This is a genomic window from Pseudomonas sp. SbOxS1 (genome assembly GCF_013416725.1).
In the GTDB taxonomy this organism is placed as follows: domain Bacteria; phylum Pseudomonadota; class Gammaproteobacteria; order Pseudomonadales; family Pseudomonadaceae; genus Aquipseudomonas.
This window is the reverse complement of record NZ_JAAVXC010000033.1, coordinates 32,592-54,697: the sequence shown is the minus strand read 5'-3', so window position 1 is coordinate 54,697 and position 22,106 is coordinate 32,592. Positions and strand designations below refer to the sequence as shown.

Sequence of the window (22,106 nt, the reverse complement as noted above, 5' to 3'; positions counted from 1 at the left end):
GGAGTCAAAAGGTTTGCCCCATGGAGAACTGGAACACTTGTGTGTCGGCCTCCTCAGGCTTTCGAATCGGGAACGCCAGGTTGGCGCTCAAGGGACCCAGCGGGCTGTACCAGGTAACGCCAATACCTACGGAACTGGCCATCTGGTCGAGGTCGACACCGTCGCAACCCTGGGTGGTGCTCAGGTAGCACTTGTTGGAATAGACGCTGCCGACGTCCCAGAACACCGAGGTGCGCAGGGATTTGTTGTCTTTGATGAAGGGCATCGGGAACAGGTATTCCGCTCCGCCGGTGATGAGGATGTTGCCGCCCAAGGCGTCGGTGTCTCGGTCTGAGTAATACGCTTGCCCGGCACTGGCATAGGTACCGGTGGCCGGGGTGTTGCGCGGGCCGAGGGTGCCGCTGGTAAAGCCGCGCACCGAACCCTCGCCACCGGCGGTGTAGTTTTCATAGAACGGCAGGCCGTCGGTCGAGCCGTAGCTGTTGCCGTAGCCGAGCTTGGTATGGAAACGCAGCGAGGTGGATTCGCTGACGGGCAGGAAAGCCTGCCCGGTGTAATCGATCTTGTAGAAGCTCAGGTCACTGCCGGGCACCGTCACCATGAGGTTCAGGTTTTGCGAATGCCCGCGGGTGGCCAGTACGCCGCGGTTCAGGGTCGACTCCGACCAGCCGAGGCTGGCCTTGAAGTTGGTGAATTGCTTGCCCTCACGTTCGATAAAGTCGTAGATCTCATCGGCGCTGTAGGTCCCTGGCTCGAGACTGTCATGTTGCGCGCTCAGGCCGAAACTCATCCGTGACGTTTCATTGATGGGGTAGCCGAACGTGGTACCGGCGCCATAGCTGTTGATGGCGTAGTACGAAACGCCATTATCGTAGTAGTCGCTGTAATCGGTCGCGCTGTAGAACAGGTTGTAGCCCAGGCTCACCCCGTCGGGGGTGAAGTAGGGGTTGGTAAAACCGAAGTTGTACTTGCTTTGGTATTGCGAACGGGTAAGGCCGACGCTGGCATAGTTGCCGGTCCCCAGGAAGTTGCTCTGGGTGATCGACCCCCCAAGGATCAGGCCCGCGCTCTGGGCGAAACCGACGCTGGCGGTGATCGAACCGGACGCCTGCTCTTCAACGCCGTAGTTCACGTCCACCTGGTCATCGACACCCACCACCGCCGGGGTTTCGACGTTGACTTCCTTGAAGAAACCCAGCCGCTCCAGGCGGGTCTTGGACTGGTCGATCAGGTAGGTCGACGCCCAGCCACCTTCCATCTGGCGCATTTCACGGCGCAATACCTTGTCGTCGGTCTTGGTGTTGCCACGGAAGTTGATGCGGTTGACGTAGGCACGCTTGCCTGGATCGACGGCGAAGGTAATATCAACCGTTTGGTCGTCATCGTGGGGCTGGGGCACGCCGTTGACGTTGGCGAAGGTGTAACCCTCGTTACCCAGGCGACGGGTGATCAGGTCGGACGTGCTGGTCATCAGCTTGCGCGAGAACACCTGGCCTTTCTGCACCAGCAGCAGGGACTTGATCTGCTCTTCAGGGACTTTCAGGTCGCCGCTGAGCTTGATCTCACCAACCCTGTACTTATGGCCTTCGTTGATGTTGACGGTGATGTAGATGTGTTTCTTGTCCGGTGTGATCGACACCTGGGTCGAGGTGATGTCCATGTTGATGTAACCGCGGTCCAGGTAATAGGAGCGCAGGCGCTCCAGGTCGCCAGAGAGTTTTTCGCGGGCGTACTTGTCGTCGTTCTTGAAGAACGACAGCCAGTTGCTGGTCTTGAGGGTGAACTGATCGGTCAATTGCTCGTCGCTGAAGACGGTATTGCCCACCACGTTGATGTGCTGGATGGTCGCGACAGAGCCTTCATCTATGTTGATTTTCAGGCCCACACGGTTGCGCGGTTGTGCGATGACCTCGGCGTCGACCGATGCCGAGTAACGGCCCTGGGCGACGTACTGGCGCTGCAGTTCGTTACGCACGCCTTCGAGGGTGGCGCGCTGGAAGATCTCGCCTTCGGCCAGGCCGGATTGCTTGAGGCCCTTCATCAGGTCTTCGGTGGAGATCGCCTTGTTGCCCTCGATCTCGATACTGGCAACTGACGGGCGTTCGACCACGGTGATGATCAGGACATCACCGTCACGGCCCAGCTGGATATCCTGGAAGAAACCGGTTTTGAACAATGCGCGGGTGGACTCCACCAATCGCTGATTGTCTGCGTCATCGCCGACGTTCAACGGCAATGCGCCGAACACGCTGCCAGCAGAGACCCGTTGCAGGCCGTTGATGCGAATATCGGAGATTTTGAAGCCTTGGGCGTGCGCAAGTGTGGCATTTAGCAAGAGGGCAACCGAGCAGAGCAGACGCGAAAAATTCATCAAGATCTTTTTCCAGGACACATCGACAAGCAGCGTAGGCGGGCGCGGATATCTCAAGACAAGACGAGGTACCGCTGTGCGGGCAGGCTGGTGGAGCGCAAGCATAAAAGCTCGGTGCGTTTGGTGCGGTTAACCAAGTGTCAAGTTAGGTAAAGGTTTGTGTAAGGCCATGACGCTGCGCGGTGCGCGGGCGATAATGGGCTGATACCCACTCAAGAGCTCTCCATGATTTGCGTATTGCTAGTTGACGACGACCAGGAACTGACTGGAATGCTCAGCCAATATCTGGAGCGCGAAGGCTTCGAGGCGACGGCGGTGCACTCGGGCGAGGAGGGTGAAATTCAGGCGCTTTCCGGGCGCTACAGCATCGTGGTGCTGGACGTGATGCTGCCCCGCCTGTCGGGCATCGAGGTGCTCAGGCGCATTCGGGCCGTCAGCCAGGTGCCGGTGGTGTTGCTGACGGCCCGTGGCGACAACATCGACAGGATCACCGGCCTGGAACTGGGCGCCGATGACTATGTGCCCAAGCCCAGCTCGCCGGGTGAACTGGTAGCGCGGTTGCGGGCGATCATGCGCAGGGTGCAGCCGGCAGACCAACCCGCCACGGAAGTGATCAGGACCGGCCCGCTGGTGTTGTGGCCCGGCAAGCGCCAGGCCCATTGGCAGGGGAGCGAGCTGGGCGTGACCAGCACCGAATTCAGCTTGCTTGAAGAACTGGCGCGAAACGCCGGGCAGGTCGTGAGCAAACAGGATCTGTCGCTCAATGCGCTGGGCTGTCCCTTGACCCGCTACGACCGGCGCATTGACGTGCACATCAGCAGCATTCGCCAGAAGCTGGGCCCGCGCCCCGACGCCAAGGCCTGGATCCAGAGCGTGCGTGGCCTCGGCTACCTGTTGATTGCCGAATGATGAAGCCGGGTCGCCTGTTCTGGAAACTGTTCCTGGCATTCTGGCTGGCTACCAGCCTGACGTTCCTGGTCGGGCTGGGCATTCTGGTGCTGGGAAATTTCGGCCCTGGGGATCCTCATCTGGAGGCGATCCTGGCCAGCGAAAAACAGCTGCTTGAGCAATTTGGCGTCGAGTCGGGCCGACAGTTGCTGACGGTGTGGGAGCACCCGGATGACCAGGCGATTGGCGTGTACGATCCGGCAGGTCAACTGCTGGCAGGATCGCCGGTTCCAAATCCGGCCTATGAACGATCGGTCATCAGCAAGGAAGGTGTCGCGCTGTCGCTCAGATCCTCACAGTCTCCCGGCAATGACGGTGACAGAGGGCCCGGGCGCTCGATCCCGTTGATCATCGGCACGGTGATGAGTGCCCTGTTCAGCGGGTACCTGGCCTACTACCTGGCGTGGCCGCTGGCCTATCTGAGGCGGGCGATGAGCGACGTGGCGCAGGGGCGTTTCGAAACCCGGGTCAAGCCGATGATGGGCGGGCGCCGCGATGAAATCGTCGATCTGGCCGAGGACTGCGACCGCATGGCCAATCAGCTGAAACTGCTGGTGCAGGCCCAGCAACACCTGTTGCACGACATCTCTCACGAACTGCGTTCACCCTTGACGCGCATGCAAGCGGCCATCGGGTTGTTACAGCAAGACCCGGCACGCCAGGAAATGGTGGAGCGCATCGAGCGTGAGTCGGTGCGCATGGACACGTTGATTGAGGCATTGCTGACCCTGGCACGCGTGCAGGGCCGCCCCGACAGTATCGAGCGCGAGCCACTCGATATCATTGAACTGCTGGTGGTGATTGTCGAGGACGCTCAATTCGAGGCCGCCATGAAAGGCTGCCGGGTCAGCCTGCAAGCGTGTCCAGCCTTTGTCAGTCGCGTCAGTGGCGAGCTGTTGTACCGGTGTTTCGAGAACGTCATCCGAAACGCCGTGCGTTATACCCGGCCCGGAACGACGGTTGTCGTGTCGGCCGAGGTCAATCCCGACACACACTGCCTGAGGGTCTGGATCACCGATCAGGGGCCGGGTGTTGAAAGCGAACGGCTGCAGAGCATTTTTCATCCGTTCGAACGCGGTGTGAACGAAGCGTGTGCCGGTTTCGGACTGGGCCTGGCGATCGCCGCAAGATCCGTGGAAATGCATGGAGGCACGATCAACGCACGTAACGAGCCAGCCGGGGGCCTGACCGTGGAAGTCAGCCTGCCCGGCCTGGTCTGGTCTTTACACGAAATTACATTGGCTTGACGGCCCTGAACGCATCACCTCAGTAGACTTCCCGCTCAAACTTACTCAGCGTTTGCTGATGTGCTAGTGAAGTCATTGAGCGGAGGTGGTGATGTTTCTGGTCCATAAAAAGGGATTCGTGTCCGGCAAGAAAATGGTCGACGGGCTGGTGCCCTATGACTTTTTTTGCGAAGACAACCCGGCCATCAACCTGTTCGTGTTTACTGGTTCTGCCACGCCGGGCAACGCGGTGGAGGAACAGACGCTCTGGGGCTTTACCCGCCTGGAGCGTTTCGAGGCGTTGACCGGCACGCTGGTGTCGAACAAAAAAAATGCCGGCTGGTTTCAAAAGGTCAATGTGCTCACCGGGCCGGCCCAGAACGGCACCCAGGGCGTGAAGTTCCAGCGGGTGCTGAAAATCATCAAGCATATCGGTGTGTCGGATCGCGTCGCCAACAAGGCGCATTACGAGATCCAGACGGACGAAGGCGACACCTACTTCACCCGCCCGCCTGCTGCGTCAGACAGCGCGCAAACCATCATCTATGCGGCGGATCAGTAACGAGCTGAAACCGGTAGCCCACGCCATACAACGACTCGATGGGATTCTCCCCCGGGCAGGCCTGTTCGAGCTTGCGCCGCAGATTGCGAATATGGCTGTCGACCGTGCGATCGGTCACCACTCGATGATCGGAGTAGATCTTGTCGAGCAACTGATCCCGGGAAAACACGCGCCCTGGCGAGCGGGCGAGGGTGCTGAGCAATCGCAGTTCCAGGGGCGTCAGGTCCAGTGCGATACCGTCGAGGACGGCCTTGTACTGCTCTTCATCAATCTGCAGGCGCGATGGCGCAGACGCCAGAAGGTGTGGGCTGCGTCGCAGGATGGCCTTGACCCGGGCGACCACTTCACGCGGGCTGAAAGGTTTACAGATGTAGTCGTCGGCACCCAGGTCCAGTCCTAGCAAGCGATCCACTTCCTCGACCCGGGCGGTGATCATGATGATGGGCACCGCACTGAAGCTGCGCAGTTCCTTGCACACTTGCAGGCCATCACGACCGGGCAGCATCAGGTCGAGCAAAATCAGTCGGGGCTCACGGGCACGCACCACCGGCACCACGTCCAACCCGTTGTCCAGACACTGGGTCGGGTAACCGGCAGCGCTCAGGTAGTCGCGCATCAGCGCGGCCAGTTTGGGTTCATCTTCAACGATGAGAATCGGCGTGTCGTTGACCATGGTTCAGGCATTCCGTGGCAAGCGCAGGGTCAGCCAGAGGCCACCCAGGGGCGAGTGATCGGCCGTCAGGCTGCCGCCGTGGGCCAGGGCGATGCTATGACAGATTGCCAAGCCAAGGCCGGCGCCGCCACTGGCACGGTTGCGCGAGGCTTCGCCGCGGTAGAAGCGCTCAAACAGCCGGGGCAATTGTTGCGCTTCAACCCCGGGGCCGGAATCAAGGAACTCGATGCGTACGCTGTCGCCCTCGATTGCAGCGCTGATGCGCAATACGCCACCTGGGTCGGTATACCGCACAGCGTTCTCCAGCAGGTTGCCAAACAGCTGTTGCAGGCGCTTCGGGTCGGCCTCCAACCGCAGCGGTTGCGCCGGCAGGTCCAGCTCCAGACGCAGCTGCGCAGCGTTGCAGCGCTCCTGAAACATGGCCGCGCTGTTTGCCAGCAAGTCGTTGAGCACGCATTCGCTCTTGCGATAGTTCAGGGCACCGACGTCCGCCAACGACAGCTCGTACAGGTCGTCCACCAGTTTACTGAGCATGCCGACTTCACCCTGCAGCGACTTCATGGAGGCTTGATCGAGGGTGCGTACACCGTCCTCAATGGCCTCCAGTTCACCGCGCAGCACGGACAGCGGGGTGCGCAGTTCGTGGGAGACATCGGCCATGAATTCCCGGCGCATCTGTTCGTTGCGCTCCAGCGTGTAGGCAAGCTGGTTGAAGTCGCGCGCCAGTTGGCCCACTTCGTCGCTGGACGACACGGTCACTCGGTTGCTGTATTCCCCGGCGGCCAGTCGATGGGTGGCCGCAGCCACCCGTTTGACCGGATCGAGCAGGGTGCGGGCGATCCACCAGGCGATCAGCATCGCCAACATCAACGAGAGCACACCCATTCCCAGGCTGGCCCGCAATTGATACTGCTGAAACCGTTCGCCCCCTGCTTCCGTTACGCTCTGGAAGGGGGTAACGGCCAGCCAGCCGACGGTTTTGCCGGCCACTTCGATCGGGCGCAGCAGGGCGTCATCACCGATCGCGGGGTAGCCGGTCACGCGTTTTTTTTGCTGATCGAGCAGGGCAATGCGGAACAATGCACCTGTCAGATCGGAGGATGAGGGAATCCTCAGTTCGTGGAACACCTCTTCGTCCCTGGGCTCCGGCCGCATGATGTCGAACCAGCGATCGGGCTGGTGCCGCAGGAATTCCCAGCTGCCCTCGCGCTCGTAGGCGCTGGCCAGGCGAGGCAGGACCGGGGCCATGCGCTCCAGGGCCTGTTCATTGAGGTAGCCGAGAAAACCCCGGCCAAAGCTCCAGCTTGTGGCCAGGCCCATGCTCAGGATGACGAACAGCACGCTGGCCAGTACGGCTACAAACAGCTTGGTGGAGATGCTCAGTTTCATGGGCTCGGGCAGGTCGGTGGATGGCCCGGTCATTTAGGCCCTGACGCGACGAAGATTCAAGCTCGGCAGGCAATCTTCAATTTTCCTGCACATTTGCCTCGCAGTATGGCGCATGGCTCAAGCCACCCCGTCTTGCAGAGGCAGATATGTCGACCAAACTTTTCGCCAAATCCCTGGTAACCGCCGCCGTTGTCCTTTCCCTGATCATTTTGTTCGTGCTGAGCGGCTGCTCGGCGGGCGACGCCACGCCGGTCGCCGTCGTGCCCAAGGTGTCGGTGATGGTCGTGCAACCTCAGAGCCAGGCGCTGACGACTGAGCTGGCCGGGCGCACCCAGGCGCTCACGGTCGCCGAAATCCGCCCTCAGGTCGGCGGTATCGTCCAGCAGCGCTTGTTTGTCGAAGGCGCCGACGTCAAGGCCGGGCAGGCGCTGTATCAATTGGATGCGGCGCCATACAAAGCCGCATTGGCTGAAGCCCAGGCGACCGTAGCAAAAGCGCGCGCCACGCTGAAATCAGCCCAGGCCACCGCCAGGCGCAATGCCCAACTGGCGAAGATCGATGCCATCAGTCAGCAAGACAACGAAGACGCCCAGGCCAGCCTGCTGACCGCCGAGGCGGAACTGCAAGTGGCGCAGGCCGGAGCGGATACCGCGCGCATCAACTTGGCGTACACCCGCATCAGCTCGCCCGTCGGCGGGCGCATCGAAACATCGACCGTCACCCCTGGCGCACTGGTCGTGGCCAATCAGGACAGCGCACTGACCACCGTGCAGCAGCTGGACCCGATCTACGTGGATGTCACGCAATCGACCAGCGAGCTGTTGCGTCTCAAGCGCGATCTGGCCAGCGGTGCGTTGCAAGGCAACGCTGAGGGCGAAGCGCGGATCAGCCTGAAGCTTGACGATGGCAGCACCTACAACCACGAAGGCCGCTTGAAATTCAGCGGGGTCAGCGTGAACCAAGGCACCGGCACCGTGACCCTGCGTGCCGAGTTCGACAATCCGGAGCATCTGTTGCTGCCGGGCATGTATGTGCGGGCGGTAGTGGAGCAGGCCTGGAATGACCAGGCGATCCTGATTCCGCAGCAGGCCGTGAGCCGCGACGCCAGCGGTGTGACCTCGGTGTTGCTGGTGGTCAACGGCAAGGTGGAGCAGCGTGTGCTGACCATCGATCGCGCCGTCGGCAATCAGTGGTGGGTCACCGCCGGCCTCAAGGCAGGTGAGCAGGTGATCGTCGAAGGAGGGCAGAAAGTCCGGGTAGGCGCCGAGGTGTTGGCGCAGAACACCGGCACCCGTGGGCGGGCATTGCAAGCCGCCCCGACGGCCATTGCGCAGGAGGGTTGAACATGGCGCGCTTCTTCATTGATCGACCGATTTTTGCCTGGGTCATCGCCATCGTCATCATGCTCGCCGGGGCGTTGTCCATCAGCCGGCTACCGCTGGAGCAATACCCGGATATCGCGCCACCGACGGTGCGGATTTCCGCGACTTACACCGGTGCGTCGGCCAAGACCGTGGAAGACTCGGTGACCCAGGTGATCGAGCAGCAGATGACGGGGCTGGACAACCTGACCTACATGTCGGCCTCCAGCAGCTCGGCAGGTAGTGCCGAAATCAACCTGACGTTTGACGCCGGCACCGATCCCGACGTCGCGCAGATGCAGGTGCAGAACAAGCTGCAGCAAGTCGAGTCGAGACTGCCGCAGTCTGTGCAAAGTGAAGGCCTGACGGTCACCAAGGGTGGTTCGGATTTCCTGATGATTGCCGCGCTGGCCTCCGATAACGAAGCCGTGACCGGCACCCAGATCGGCGATTACATCTCCAGCACCTTGCTCGATTCCATCAGCCGCATCGACGGTGTAGGCGATGTGCAGACGCTGGGTTCGGGATATGCCATGCGCATATGGCTGGACCCGTCCCTGCTGGAAAAGTACGCACTGATGCCCTCCGATATCAGCGCCGCCCTCGAGGCGCAAAACACTGAAGTGTCCGCCGGTCAGCTCGGCGCCTTGCCAGCGGTGAAGGGGCAGCAGTTGAATGCCACGATCAGTGCTCGCAGCAAGCTGCAAACCGCCGAAGAGTTTCGCAACGTCGTGGTCAAGTCCTCAAGTGACGGGGCCGTGGTGTTGCTGGGGGATGTCGCGCAGGTCGAGCTTGGCAGTGAAAGCTATGACGTGAATTCCGCGCTCAATGGCAAGCCCGCTGCCGCCATGGGCGTGCAGTTGGCCGCGGGCGCCAATGCCCTGACCGTCGGTGAGGCGGTGAAGGCCAAGCTCAAGGAACTGGAACCGTTCTACCCGACGCAAATGCAGCTGAAAAACGTCATTGCCTATGACACGACGCCCTTTGTCAGCCTGTCCATCGAGGAGGTGGTCAAGTCCCTGGGCGAAGCCATTGTCCTGGTGGTGTTGATCATGTTCCTGTTCCTGCAGAACCTGCGGGCCACCCTGATCCCCGCGATCACAGTGCCGGTGGTGCTGTTGGGCACGTTCGGCGTGTTGGCGCTGTTTGGTTATTCGATCAACACGCTGACCATGTTCGCCATGGTCCTGGCCATCGGCCTGTTGGTGGACGACGCGATCGTGGTGGTGGAGAACGTCGAGCGGGTAATGGGCGAGCAGGGGCTTGGTGCCCTGGCCGCCACGCGCCAATCGATGGATGAAATCACCAGCGCCCTGATCGGCATCGCCCTGGTGCTGAGCGCCGTGTTCATTCCCATGGCGTTTTTTGGTGGCTCCACGGGGATTATCTACCGGCAGTTCTCGGTGACCATCGTTTCGGCCATGGTGCTCTCGGTGTTGGTGGCGATGACGCTGACGCCGGCCTTGTGCGCGACCTTGCTCAAGCCTGCCGACGCCCAGGGCCATGGTACCCAAGGCGGGTTTTTCGCCTGGTTCAATCGCACCTTTGAACGCAGCGCTGAGGCCTATCGAGGTCTGGTGGGCGGTATTTTGCAGCGCGGGCACCGCAGCCTGCTGGTGTATGGGCTGGTGGTACTGGCCATGGCGGCGGGGTACGCCAGCCTGCCGACCTCGTTCGTGCCGGACGAAGACCAGGGCATTCTCATGGCTCAGGTGCAACTGCCGGTAGGCGCCACCGACAGCCGTACTCAAGCGGTGATGCAGCAGTTCGAGCGCTACATGCTCGAACAACCTGAAGTCGAGGCGCTGATCAGCATTACCGGCCTGGGCATGGGCGGCAACAGCCAGAACACCGCACGTGCCTTTGTCCGGCTCAAGGACTGGAGCGAGCGGTCGGGGGCCGGGCAGGATTCGGCGTCCATCGCCCGGCGCGCGACCCAGGCGCTGGCGGGCATCGGCGATGCCAACGTGTTTGTCATGCAGCCACCGGCCGTGCGCGGCCTGGGGCAGAGTTCCGGTTTCGACCTGCAACTCAAGGATCTCGGTGGGCTGGGGCACGACGCCCTGGTAGCGGCTCGCGAGCAGTTCATCGACCTGGCGAAAAAAGACCCGCGACTGCAGGGTGTGCGCAGTAACGGTCTGGACGACACACCTCAGCTCAAGGTCCATATCGATGATCGCAAGGCCGGCGCCCTGAGCCTGAGCACCAGTGATATCAACGCCACCTTGTCGACGGCCCTGGGCGGCAGCTACGTCAACGATTTCCTCAACCAGGGGCGGGTCAAGAAGGTTTATGTCCAGGGCCAGGCGTCAGCGCGCATGCAGGCTGCGGACCTGGATCATTGGTTCGTGCGCAACAGCAACGACGAGATGGTGCCGTTTTCCTCCTTCGCCAGCAGCTCGTGGAGTTATGGCTCGCCGTTGCTGGAGCGCTACAACGGCAGCGCTTCTTTGGAGATCGTTGGCGATCCGGCGTCGGGCGTGAGTTCCGGCGCGGCGATGGACGCGGTGGAAGCGATCATCAGGCAATTGCCCGAAGGCATCGGTTACGAGTGGACCGGGCAGTCGTATCAACTGCGCCTGTCCGGTTCCCAGGCACCGCTGCTGTACGGGATTTCGGTGCTGTTCGTGTTTCTGTGCCTGGCCGCCCTTTACGAGAGTTGGTCGGTGCCGTTCTCGGTGATGCTGGTGGTGCCCTTGGGTGTGGTCGGCGCGGTGTTGGCGACCCGTTTCACGGGCTTGAGCAATGACGTGTACTTCCAGGTGGGACTGTTGACCACCGTGGGACTGGCGGCCAAGAACGCGATTCTGATCGTCGAGTTCGCCAAGCATCTGCAAGAGCAGGGCAACAGCCTACGGGAGGCGACGTTGATAGCCGTGCGCCAACGACTACGGCCCATTCTCATGACATCCCTGGCCTTCATGTTCGGTGTACTGCCACTGGCATTGAGTTCCGGCGCCGGTTCCGCCGGACGCCAAGCCATCGGCACCGGCGTGCTGGGCGGCATGTTCAGCGCCACGGTACTGGGGATCTTCTTCGTACCGTTGTTCTTCGTGTTGATCCGCCGCCGTTTCGGTCGCGTTTCCACGGTTTCGACCTCCGTCCAATCCGCCCAGGCAGGTGACGCATGATCAAGTTTCACTGGCCACTGCTGGCCGTTCTCGCGCTCGGCGGCTGCGTCAATCTGGCGCCTCGGTATGAGCGCCCTGAAGCGCCTGTCGCCGAGCACTGGCTGCCTGCTGCCAGCACCCCCAAGGGGCAGGTGGCCGCCGACATCGAGTGGCAGCAGTTTTTCACCGACAGCCGTCTGGCGCGCTTGCAGTCCCTGGCGCTGGCCAACAATCGTGACTTGCGCCTGGCCAGCCTGAACATCGAAAAGGCCCAGGCGCAGTACCGCATCCAGCGAGCCGCAGCCTGGCCCTCAATCGATGCGGGCGTCAGCGGCACTCACAGCCGTACACCGGGTTCCTTGTCCAGCAGCGGCACGGCGGCCAGCAGTCATGACTACAGCGCGCAACTGGGCCTGAGCAGTTATGAAGTGGATGTGTTCGGGCGGGTACAGAACCTTCAGGACGAAGCGCTGGAAGCCTATCTGGCGCTGACCGAAACCCGGCGCAGTACACAGATCAGCCTGGTGGCCGAAGTAGCCACGGCGTGGCTGACCCTGGCGGCGGACAACGAACTGTTAGAGCTGGCCCAGGAGACCTTGCGCAGTCAGCAGGCGACCTACGAATTGACCCAGCGCAGCCACGCGTTGGGCGGCTCTTCCGGCCTGGCCCTGGCGCAGGCGCAAACCACCGTGGAGTCGGCACGGGGCGACGTGGCGGTCTTTGCAAGCCAGATTCTCCAGGACCGCAATGCCTTGCGCCTGCTGGTCGGCAGCGACATTCCCGAGGATCTACTACCCGGCACGCGCCTGCAATCGGCCGCGCTGTTGGTTGAGGTACCGGCTGAGCTGCCATCCAGCCTGTTGCAACGCCGCCCGGATGTGCTGGCGGCCGAGCACACGCTCAAGTCGGCCAATATCGACATTGGTGCGGCTCGCGCGGCATTCTTTCCCAGCATCAGCCTGACGGCGAATGCCGGTTCCGCGAGTTCGGCCTTGTCCGGCCTGTTCAAGTCCGGCAGCGGCGCGTGGACGTTTGCCCCGAGCGTCAGCCTGCCGATCTTCGATGCCGGCAGTAACCGCGCGACACTGGACGCGGCCAAGGTCGAACGCGAGATTCAGGTACAAACCTACCAGCAAACCCTGCAGACGGCGTTCAAGGAGGTGGCGGATGCCTTGGCGGTGCGCAGCACCCTGGATCAACGCCTGGCGGCCCAGCAAGCGCTGACCGACGCCAGCCGCAAAAGCTTCGAACTGGCCGACGCGCTTTACCGCGGCGGCTCGCAAAGTTACCTCGAAGCCCTGGATGCCCAGCGTTCGCTCTACAGCGCGCAGCAGGACCTGATCACCCTGCGCCTGGCCGAGCAAAGCAACCGGGTGAACTTGTACAAGGTGTTGGGTGGCGGCTGGAATTAACGGCTGATACCCGCCAAGGGCTTGTGGGGTGTAGAGGTTTGCGAGTGAGTCATTTGTCTGGAAACGGCAGTGATAGAAGCCAGGCGCTGAAAGCATTCAAGGAGGGCAGGTGCTGGTATCGGGTCGCGTAGATCAGGTAGTAGCTACGGCCGCTTTTCATCGGTTCGAAGAGTGCGACGAGGTCTCCGCTCTTGAGTTCATCCTGCACAAGAATTTCTGGAATGAGGCCGATACCAATCCCGGCTGACACCGCTTGAATGAGGTGACCCGTGAACTCAAAGCTCGGGCCCGCACGCATGTGTCTGTGGTCAAGGTGATGGTGATCGAACCAGTCAGACCAGGCGCTCGGCCTTGACACGACATTCAACAGCACCTGCTCGGCAACGTTCGCGGGCGACATCGAACGGTACTCGGGCAATGCAGCAGGGCTGGCCACAACCACCAGTTTTTCCGTGAGCAATTTATGCGAAATGTAGCCCGGCCACTCCCCGGAGCCCACGCAGATGATTGCGTTCATGTCATGTGTTGAGGATTGAACGTCTTCCCGGATGATCCTTGAGTGAATGTGAACCAGTATGTCCGGGTGTTTTGCGTAGAACTCATGCATCCGTGGCAGCAGCCATTTCGTACCGAGTGTTGGCAATACCGCCAGGTTCAATGGACCGCCTTCATTCTTGTACGAAATGGTCTGCAACGTGGCGCTTCGAATGCGACCCAAGGCTGCCGCCAGCTCGTGTTGATAAAGCGCGCCGGCAGCCGTCAATTCAATCTTTCGTCCTTCACGCCTGAAGAGCTCGATTTCCAGTTGAGCCTCCAACGTCTGTACCTGCCGGCTGACGGCGCTCTGGGTCAATGCCAGTTCTTCTGCAGCCTTGGTGAAGCTGCAGTGGCGAGCGGCGGCTTCAAAGGCTACCAGCAGTGACATTGAGGGGGTCAGTCTTCTAGGATTCATTCATAAAACTCATGCAAAATCAGCAGGAATTACGTTTGTTACAAACGGTTGTAGGCATAAGAATCAGGTAAACCACATTTAACTACTCGGTATGTCTCGTACTGAGCATACGTAATGTGAATGCATAGATTACTTTTTAGCCTGCAGGAACTCCATCATGATTGCGCGGTTGTCGCCCCCTGACGCCCAGAAAACAACCTATGACGCTTTTCTCAACGCGCTCCAGGCATCGGGGTTTCGAGGAGAGATTGCCCGTAATTATGGCGACCGAACGGTATTGGCGACCGACAACTCCATTTACCAACGTCTACCCCAGGCGGCGGTGTTTCCCGTTGATGAACAGGATGTGGCGATTTTGTCGCGGCTCGTCGTTGAGCCTCGGTACAGTGGGGTAGTGCTGACCCCACGCGGTGGAGGTACGGGCACCAACGGGCAATCGCTTACCGAGGGTGTGGTGGTTGACCTGTCCCGCCATCTGAACAACATCCTGGAAATCAACGTCGAGGAGCGCTGGGTCAGGGTACAGAGTGGTGTGGTCAAGGATCAGCTGAACGCCGCACTCAAACCTCACGGTCTGTTCTTTGCGCCAGAACTTTCAACATCGAATCGCGCCACTATTGGCGGAATGATCAACACCGATGCGAGCGGTCAGGGCAGCTGTACTTATGGCAAGACGCGCGATCATGTGCTCGAGCTTTCCACCGTATTGCTTGGTGGTGATCGCCTCACCAGCTCGGCTGTCGACGCCGGGCATTTGCCCGCGCTGACCAGCCGCGAGGATCGGGTGGGTGAGGTCTACCGGTGCGCAGCGGATATAGCCGACACCCACGCCCAATTGATCAAGGACACCTTCCCCAAGCTCAATCGTTGCCTGACCGGCTATGACCTGGCCCATTTGCGTGAAGCCGATGGGCGCTTCAACCTCAATAGCGTGCTGTGCGGTTCGGAAGGCTCCCTCGGCTTCATCGTTGAAGCCCGGCTCAACGTATTACCGATCCCCAAGTATTCGATCCTGGTGAACGTTCGGTATGCGGGGTTCATGGATGCTTTGAGGGACGCCAAGGCGTTGATGCTGTTGAAGCCTTTGTCTATCGAGACAGTCGATTCCAAAGTGCTCATGCTGGCCATGAAAGACATCGTCTGGCACGGCGTCGCAGAGTATTTTCCCGAAGACCCGTACGTACCGACACTCGGAATCAATCTGGTTGAATTTAGCGGCGACGATGAAGCGGCCGTCCAGCAGCGTGTTCATGAGTTTGTCTTGCACCTGCAGCGCGACACGAGCGTCGTGCGATTGGGGCACACGCTTGCAATAGGTGCTGATGCCCTCAAGCGCGTTTATGCGATGCGCAAGCGAGCGGTCGGGCTGCTCGGCAACGTCAAGGGAGAGGCCCGGCCGCAACCCTTTGTCGAAGACACCGCCGTTGCGCCTGAAAATCTGGCTGACTTCATCCTGGAGTTTCGAGCGCTTCTGGACAGCTATCACCTGGAGTACGGAATGTTCGGGCACGTCGATGCGGGTGTTCTCCATGTGCGCCCGATCCTGGACATGAAAGACCCTGTCCAGGCGGCCCTGATCCAGCCGATTTCCGATGCTGTCGCCGTGTTGACGCAAAAGCATGGCGGCTTGTTGTGGGGAGAGCATGGAAAGGGCTTGAGATCCCAGTATGTGCCCGATTATTTCGGCGAACTGTATCCGGCGTTGCAGGCACTCAAGGCTGCTTTTGATCCACACAACCAACTCAACCCCGGCAAGATCGCCACGCCAAAGACTGTGCCTGGTGCTCGGCTGACGCGCGTTGACGAGGTCAAGTTGCGGGGCGAGCTTGATCGGACAATCGATGAGCGGGTTTGGAAAAGCTATGACACGGCCGTCCACTGCAACGGCAATGGCGCCTGCTACAATTTCGATCCTGATGACGCCATGTGTCCTTCCTGGAAAGGTACTCGAAGCCGCGTCCATTCACCCAAGGGCCGCGCTTCGCTCATCCGCGAATGGCTGAGGTTGCAGGGCCAGCAAGGCATCGATGTACTGGCAACCAGTGATCGGCTGCGCTCGACGTTCAACCTGTCCAGTCTTGCCAGGCGAGCTGCCAATACAGTCGCGCAAAAGTTGGGGCAACAGGATTTTTCCCATGAGGTTTATGAGGCCATGGCGGGGTGCCTCGCCTGTAAATCCTGTGTTGGCCAGTGTCCGGTGAAGGTCAATGTGCCGGAGTTCCGGTCGCGATTCCTGGAGCTGTACCACAGCCGGTATCTGCGCCCCTTGAAGGACTACCTCATCGGCTCGCTTGAGTACACCCTCCCGTACATCGCGCGCGCTCCGCGTTTGTACAACTTCGTCATGGGTGCTCGACCGGTGCGTGTGCTTCTTGAGCGTGTCGCCGGAATGGTCGACAGCCCATTGCTGAGCTTGATGGACTTCAACGCTGTCTGCCGTCGCTGGAACGTGCAGATGGCCACGCCGCAGCGTTTGGCTGCATTGGGGGAGGGGGAGCGCAAGCGCAGCGTGATTCTCGTGCAGGATGCCTTTACCCGCTACTTCGAAACCCCCGTGCTGGCTGATTGGGTCGAGCTGATCACCAGGCTTGGTTTTCAGGTGTACATCGCTCCGTTCTCTGCGAACGGTAAACCCTTGCAGGTTCAGGGCTTCCTCAAGGCGTTCGAAAAAGCCGCGCATTCCAGCGCCGAATCGCTGCGTAAGCTTCACCAATACCAGGTTCCGTTGGTTGGCCTGGATCCGGCGATGACCTTGGTGTATCGCCAGGAGTACGCGAAGACACTTGGCAGCGATCAGATCCCGAGCGTCTTGTTGCCCCAGGAGTGGCTTGCGGATGTGCTCCCGTCATCGAACGCTATCAAGGAGACGGGCACCTACTACTTCCTCCCTCACTGCACCGAGAAAACCAACGAACCGGGCAGCATCGGCCTTTGGCAGCAAATTTACGCGCGGATGGGGTTGAAGCTGCAGGTTCAAGCGAGTGGTTGCTGCGGCATGTCTGGCACCTATGGACATGAAGCACAAAACGCCAGGACTTCAGACGTTATCTACAGTCAGTCCTGGGGGCCGCTGGTGGAGAAGTTCAACCGTTCAGGTCGCTTGTTGGCGGATGGGTACTCTTGTCGAAGCCAGGTCAAGCGCAAGGAGGGTGAGACGATTTTGCATCCGCTACAGGCTTTGCTGGCAGAAGTACGGGGTGTTGCCGGGTAACCGTTTTCATATCGCCTGCTCATGAGATGCTGCTCTCACAGGCAGGGTTACGCCGGCAAGGTGCTCACTTCAAACTTTTCAGGTAAGCAATGAGGTGCTGTCGACTCTGCGTATCGGCCTGCCCCGCAAACATCATCATGTTGCCCGGCACCAGGCTGGCAGGGCTTGTCAGCCACTGGTCCAGATTCGCGTCGTTCCACTTCAGCCTGGCGCCCTGCAGGGCGGCGGAATAGGTAAAGGCCGGAGCCTGGGCGCTGGCGCGATCGAACACGCCGTGCAGGCTCGGCCCCATCAGGTTCTTGCCCGCTTCGGGGCTGTGACAGAAGCCGCATTGGGTGCTGAAAAGGGCTTGGCCCTGTTTGACGTCGCCTTGGGCCAGCGCCAGGGGAGCGGCCAGCAGCAGGGCGCCGGCAGCCAGAAATTGTGTATGCGTCATTGTGTTCCCTACCAATAAAAAGCCCCGCCAGGACCGTCCTGGCGGAGCGTCAAGCGCAATCAGAATGAGTTGGCGAGGTCGATGCCCGACTTGCCGGGTGCCAGGATGTTGTTCGGGTCCAGCGCACGCTTGATGGCATGTTCAAGCTTGCGTTTGACCGGGCCGTAGCTCTGTGCAACCCGCTCCTGGAAGGCGGTGTTGACGCGGTATACGGCGTAGCCTTCCTTCTCGAACACGTCCAGCAATTCGGCAAAGCAGGCGTTGGCGCGCAGGGTCTCTTCAGGGTTGGTGCGGTCATACAACACGTCGATGACGTGGTGCATGTCGCGCCAGCCGACGATGAACTCGCCGACATAGTCCAGGCCGTGCTTGTTGAGGGTTTTCCTGGCCAACGCCTGCTGTTTGTCGCACTCGCTGCCCCGGGCCTGGCTCACCGGTGCGAACCACATCGAGCCACCGCCGCCACGCCAGTTGTACAGGCCGAACTCCTGCAGGTTGGGCACACCGGACATCAATTGGGCGCGGTACTTGAACGGCTGGGTGTCACCGGCCTCTTCCTGGGTGACGATCCGGCCCTTGCCCAGTTGCTTCAGGGCGGCGGTGACGATGTTCCAGTTCACGTCGACCTGCTCCTGGGTGCCGTACAGCGCGGCGTAGACGTTCCAGGCGCCCAGGTTCTTGTCTTTCTGGATCTGCTTGAGGATCGCGTCGGAGGTCGCGCCCGGCTCGCTGGTGTAGTCGGAGCGGCGGGTGTTGCAGGTTGAGGCTTCCCACAGCACGCCAGCGATCACCACCGAATTGGGAATGACCTGGGCGATGCGCAGTGGACGGATGAATTCGACGATCTCGGCAATGTCCGATTCGTTCTCGAACTTGATCTCGAAGGGTTTGAATACCGGAGGTTTTGGCATCAGCCAGAAGCCCATCTTCGTGCAGATACCGTAGTTGGCCTGGGTGAACATGCCGTCCAGGGTCGGACCATAGCCCCACTTGAATACCTGCCAGGCGTTGTCACCTTTCACGCCGCCCATGCCGGTGCGGTGCACATCACCGTTGGCCAGCACCACTTCCATGCCGCACTGCATCAGGAAGTGTTCGCCGTAGGGTGTGTAACCCACACCGCGATCCATGGTGTTGCCCAAGGGGCCGGCGATGGCCGACGGCGCGGAGAACGACAGCATCAACGGCAGGTTGTGTTCCTGGATGTAGTCGTAAAGCTGCTGGTAGGTCACGCCCGGCTCGACCAGGGCGGTACAGAGTTCAGGGTCGACGTGGAGGATCTTGTTCATCTTCTTCAGGTCGAGAATGATCTGCCCGCGTTGGCCAGGGGCTGCGGAGCCGTACCCGAAGTTGCGACCGGTGGAGATGGTCCACACCGGGATCTTGTATTCGTTGCAGATCTTCACCACGCCTTGCACCTGCTCGACGGTGGTGGCGGTGACGGCGGCAGACGGCATGTGCCCGGCATTGTCCACGGCCATCATGATCTTGGAGTAGGGGATCAGTTGATCGTCTTTGACCAGGACGTTGTCATCGCCCAGCAGTTTGCGAAACCTGGCGATGGCTTGTTCGAAGTTTGCGCTGTCGACGCCGCGCGGGAGCAGGGTCTTGTTGATTTGCTCAGTCATTGGGTTAGCTCCTTCAAGCTTCGATCGAAAACGAAACGAAATTACCGGTCAGCGGCGACGGTCGGCGGGCGATCAGCGGTGCTTGCCCGGCGCTGGTGGTGCCCAGGGCGGCGAGGGTGTAGCCCAGCGTGGCGGCCCATTGGTCTGAGCCGACGCTGTTGCGGGCCGCCGCGGACACTTGCAACGGCGCTTGCAGGCCATGCATACGCTGTTCGGTCAGGCTGAAGCCGGTGCCGCAGGCGTTCAGGCTCAGGCCCAGTTGCGGGGCGCAACCGCTTGCGGCTTCGGCGCTGAGCAGGCGGTGCTGTGAAGCGAGGGGCGTGGCGCGGTGCTGGCCGAGCCACTGCACGCGCGCGCCAGCGCTGCGCGCCAGGTCGACAATCAGTGCGGCACTGGCATCGTCGACCAGGCCGATGATCCGTTGCGGTTGCCCGCTGCGCAGGCGTTTTTCAAAACCCAGGATGAAGTCCAGGCTGAGGTCGGTGCGCTGCACCTTGACCTGCTTGCCCGCCGGGCTGGCGTTGACGCCCTGGAGGAAGACCGACTCGGCCATCTTATGGCTGACCAGGGCCAGGGTCGGCAAAGCCGGCTGGGTCCGGGCGCCCAGCACGCTATGGGCCATGCCCAGGCCGGAGCTGCCCATGGCGATACCGGCCAGGCTGCTCAAGGCCAAACCCTTCAGTACCGTGCGACGTTCGACGTTCATGGCTGGCTCCTCAAGGCTTGGTCGCCGGGGCAGGCGATTTGGAAATGTACTCAGCGACCTGTTGCAGCGCGTTATCGTCGATGAATGAGGCAGGGAACGCCGGCATGGCGCGAAATCCATTGCGCACAATTGCACTGATGTACTGTGCTGGCAGCTGGCGGCCGGTGATTGGCGGGCCGACCTGTTTTTCGTGGCAGTGACCGCACACCTTGGCATAGACGTTTTCGCCGCCTTTCCAGACGCCGTCGCCATCGGCGGCGGCGTTGCCCGCCAGCACGATGAAGGGCAGGGCAAGGCAGGCAGACAGGGTCCGTTTCACAGCTTGGCTGTTGAGGAGTGAAGACATTTCGTACTCCATTTTCTTATTGGCAGGTAGGTTGATGGGGTCCAGCTCAGAACGGATACGCCCTTGGCGCATGTTGCAGGGTGATCCAGTGGTCAGTGGTGAACTCGTCGATCGCCCAGTCGCCGTTGAAGCGCCCGAGACCGGAGTTCTTCTCACCGCCGAATGGCGCGTTGGGTTCGTCATTGACCGGGATGTCGTTGACATGGGTCATGCCGGCGTGGATGCGTTGGGCGAACTGCACGCCGCGTTCCAGGCTGGAGGTGAATACAGCGCTGGAGAGTCCGTATTCACTGCTGTTGGCCAGTTCAAGGGCATGCTCGGCGTCACGGGCAGACTGAATGCCGACCAGGGGGCCAAAGATTTCTTCACGGGCGATGTCCATGTCGGCGGTGACGTTGCCGAACACGTGCGGCGGCAGAACGTTGCCCTGGGCTTCACCACCAGACAGCAATGTGGCGCCTTCGGCCCGGGCCGTGGCGATCTTCTCTAGCAGTCCAGCCAGTTGCTTGTTGTTGATCACCGGACCGATCACGGTTTCAGCTTTGTTCGGGTCGCCGTAGGGCAGTGCCTTGACGCGCTCGACGAATCGCCGGGTGAAGGTTTCCAGCAGCGGCTGCTCGACGATGATGCGGTTGATCGCCATGCAGATTTGCCCCTGGTGGAGGAATTTGCCCACCACGGCGGCATTCACGGCCTGCTCGACGTCGGCATCGGCCAGGACCACGAACGGGCTGTTCCCACCCAGCTCCAGGGCAACGTGCTTGAGGTGCTCGCCGCCGCTGGCGATGCGGCCGATGTTGCGCCCGACCTGGGTCGAGCCGGTGAAGGAGATGAACGCCGGGACCGGGTGCTCGACGAAGGCGTCGCCGATTTCCGCGCCGGAACCGACCACCACACTGAGCACGCCTGATGGCAAGCCGGCTTCCTCGAAGATGCGCGCCAGCAACAGGCCGCCGGTGACGGGGGTGTCGCTGGCGGGCTTGACCACGACGGCGTTGCCTAGCGCCAGGGCTGGTGCCAGGGAACGGGCGGTCAGGTGCAAGGGGAAGTTCCATGGGCTGATCACACCGATCACGCCCAGGGGCGTGCGGTAGACGCGGCTTTCCTTGCCCGGGATGTTGGAGGCCAGGATGCGCCCATGCACGCGGCTGGGCAGGCTGGCCGACTCCAGGGTGATGGCGCGGGCGGCGCCCCATTCGATCTGCGCCTTGATGCGCGTACTGCCGGACTCGCGGATGATCCAGTCGATGATTTCTTCACGACGCTCGTCGAAGATTTTCACCGCGTTGAGCAACACCTGGCCACGTGCGGCCGGCCCCTTGCTGGCCCAATCGACCTGGGTGACGCGCGCCGTGCGGTAGGCCGCATCGAGGTCTTCGCGATTGGCCTGGGTGATCTGCAGCAAGCGCGACTGAGTGAAGGGGTCGAACACTTCCAGAGTGCGACCGGCACTGCCGGCCCGCCATTGGCCGGCGAGTGGCTGCAATTCAAGGCTCTGGTAGGCAGGGCGAACGGAAGGGGTAGCGGTCATGTCGAGGTCACCTCTGTTTTTATTAACGTGCAGAGGTGCCTGTTAACATTTATCGTGCCATGTCTGTTTTACTGATTAATTACCTTTAAAAACAATTAGTTGAGATGATTTGCAGTCGCACTGAAGCCTGCCTCCGGCGCGGACTGGAATGACGTTGTGCGTAAATTTATGCAGAGAAATCGCCCGCTGTTGAAAGCTCGACGCCAAGTGGGAGGTGGGCAGAAGTTGTGCGGTTACCGGACAG

The 22,106-nt window shown here is 61.0% G+C and carries 16 protein-coding genes; 7 read left to right on the top strand and 9 right to left on the bottom strand.

Annotated features, from left to right (window positions below; all coding sequences use genetic code 11):
* Positions 1 to 4 precede the first annotated feature (4 nt).
* A complete protein-coding gene (bamA, locus tag HFK74_RS25800) occupies positions 5 to 2,371 on the bottom strand; it encodes an outer membrane protein assembly factor BamA (RefSeq protein WP_180205938.1) in 2,367 nt (788 codons plus the stop codon).
* A 225-nt stretch (positions 2,372 to 2,596) separates the two neighbouring features.
* On the opposite strand from bamA, the gene HFK74_RS25795 reads away from it, so the two are divergent.
* From HFK74_RS25795 to HFK74_RS25785, 3 genes are all read left to right on the top strand, one after another.
* A complete protein-coding gene (locus HFK74_RS25795; protein ID WP_180205937.1) occupies positions 2,597 to 3,280 on the top strand; it encodes a response regulator transcription factor in 684 nt (227 codons plus the stop codon).
* Positions 3,277 to 4,566: an ATP-binding protein gene (locus tag HFK74_RS25790; protein ID WP_180205936.1), complete on the top strand. Its 1,290-nt coding sequence runs from the start codon at positions 3,277 to 3,279 to the stop codon at positions 4,564 to 4,566. Before HFK74_RS25795 ends, HFK74_RS25790 begins: the two co-directional genes overlap by 4 nt.
* A 91-nt stretch (positions 4,567 to 4,657) precedes the next feature.
* Positions 4,658 to 5,107 (top strand): hypothetical protein, encoded by a 450-nt coding sequence (locus HFK74_RS25785; protein WP_180205935.1) that lies wholly within the window; start codon positions 4,658 to 4,660, stop codon positions 5,105 to 5,107.
* Here HFK74_RS25785 and HFK74_RS25780 read toward each other — a convergent pair.
* Positions 5,085 to 5,780, bottom strand: a complete 696-nt coding sequence (locus HFK74_RS25780) for a response regulator (protein WP_180205934.1) — start codon at positions 5,778 to 5,780, stop codon at positions 5,085 to 5,087. The genes HFK74_RS25785 and HFK74_RS25780 overlap by 23 nt on opposite strands.
* 3 nt (positions 5,781 to 5,783) lie before the next feature.
* Positions 5,784 to 7,202, bottom strand: a complete 1,419-nt coding sequence (locus HFK74_RS25775) for an ATP-binding protein (protein ID WP_180205933.1) — start codon at positions 7,200 to 7,202, stop codon at positions 5,784 to 5,786.
* Positions 7,203 to 7,315: 113 nt separating this feature from the next.
* Here HFK74_RS25775 and HFK74_RS25770 point away from each other — a divergent pair, with 113 nt between their 5' ends.
* The 3 genes from HFK74_RS25770 to HFK74_RS25760 are packed head-to-tail and all read left to right on the top strand — an operon-like array spanning position 7,316 to position 13,052.
* Positions 7,316 to 8,512, top strand: a complete 1,197-nt coding sequence (locus HFK74_RS25770; RefSeq protein WP_180205932.1) for an efflux RND transporter periplasmic adaptor subunit — start codon at positions 7,316 to 7,318, stop codon at positions 8,510 to 8,512.
* A gap of 2 nt (positions 8,513 to 8,514) precedes the next feature.
* Positions 8,515 to 11,661, top strand: coding sequence for an efflux RND transporter permease subunit (locus HFK74_RS25765; protein ID WP_180205931.1), 3,147 nt, complete (start codon positions 8,515 to 8,517; stop codon positions 11,659 to 11,661).
* Positions 11,658 to 13,052 (top strand): efflux transporter outer membrane subunit, encoded by a 1,395-nt coding sequence (locus HFK74_RS25760; RefSeq protein WP_180205930.1) that lies wholly within the window; start codon positions 11,658 to 11,660, stop codon positions 13,050 to 13,052. The genes HFK74_RS25765 and HFK74_RS25760 overlap by 4 nt, the downstream gene beginning before the upstream one ends.
* A 49-nt stretch (positions 13,053 to 13,101) precedes the next feature.
* Here the strand turns inward: HFK74_RS25760 and HFK74_RS25755 are convergent, their stop codons facing one another.
* Positions 13,102 to 14,004, bottom strand: coding sequence for a LysR substrate-binding domain-containing protein (locus HFK74_RS25755; protein ID WP_180205929.1), 903 nt, complete (start codon positions 14,002 to 14,004; stop codon positions 13,102 to 13,104).
* Positions 14,005 to 14,161: 157 nt separating this feature from the next.
* Here HFK74_RS25755 and HFK74_RS25750 point away from each other — a divergent pair, with 157 nt between their 5' ends.
* Positions 14,162 to 17,215: an FAD-binding and (Fe-S)-binding domain-containing protein gene (locus HFK74_RS25750; protein WP_180205928.1), complete on the top strand. Its 3,054-nt coding sequence runs from the start codon at positions 14,162 to 14,164 to the stop codon at positions 17,213 to 17,215.
* Between the two features lie 64 nt (positions 17,216 to 17,279).
* On the opposite strand, the gene HFK74_RS25745 is transcribed toward HFK74_RS25750, so the two are convergent.
* The 5 genes from HFK74_RS25745 to pchA are packed head-to-tail and all read right to left on the bottom strand — an operon-like array spanning position 17,280 to position 21,862.
* Complete coding sequence (locus tag HFK74_RS25745; protein ID WP_180205927.1) at positions 17,280 to 17,651, bottom strand: cytochrome c family protein; 372 nt, start codon at positions 17,649 to 17,651, stop codon at positions 17,280 to 17,282.
* Positions 17,652 to 17,710: 59 nt separating this feature from the next.
* Entirely contained in the window at positions 17,711 to 19,279 is a 1,569-nt protein-coding gene (locus tag HFK74_RS25740; protein ID WP_180205926.1) for an FAD-binding oxidoreductase, read from the bottom strand.
* Between the two features lie 13 nt (positions 19,280 to 19,292).
* On the bottom strand, positions 19,293 to 19,985 hold the full coding sequence (locus HFK74_RS25735; RefSeq protein ID WP_180205925.1) for a hypothetical protein: 693 nt from the start codon (positions 19,983 to 19,985) through the stop codon (positions 19,293 to 19,295).
* Positions 19,986 to 19,995: 10 nt separating this feature from the next.
* Entirely contained in the window at positions 19,996 to 20,331 is a 336-nt protein-coding gene (locus HFK74_RS25730; protein WP_180206054.1) for a cytochrome c, read from the bottom strand.
* A 46-nt stretch (positions 20,332 to 20,377) separates the two neighbouring features.
* Positions 20,378 to 21,862, bottom strand: a complete 1,485-nt coding sequence (gene pchA, locus HFK74_RS25725; RefSeq protein WP_180205924.1) for a 4-hydroxybenzaldehyde dehydrogenase — start codon at positions 21,860 to 21,862, stop codon at positions 20,378 to 20,380.
* Positions 21,863 to 22,106: the final 244 nt, after the last annotated feature.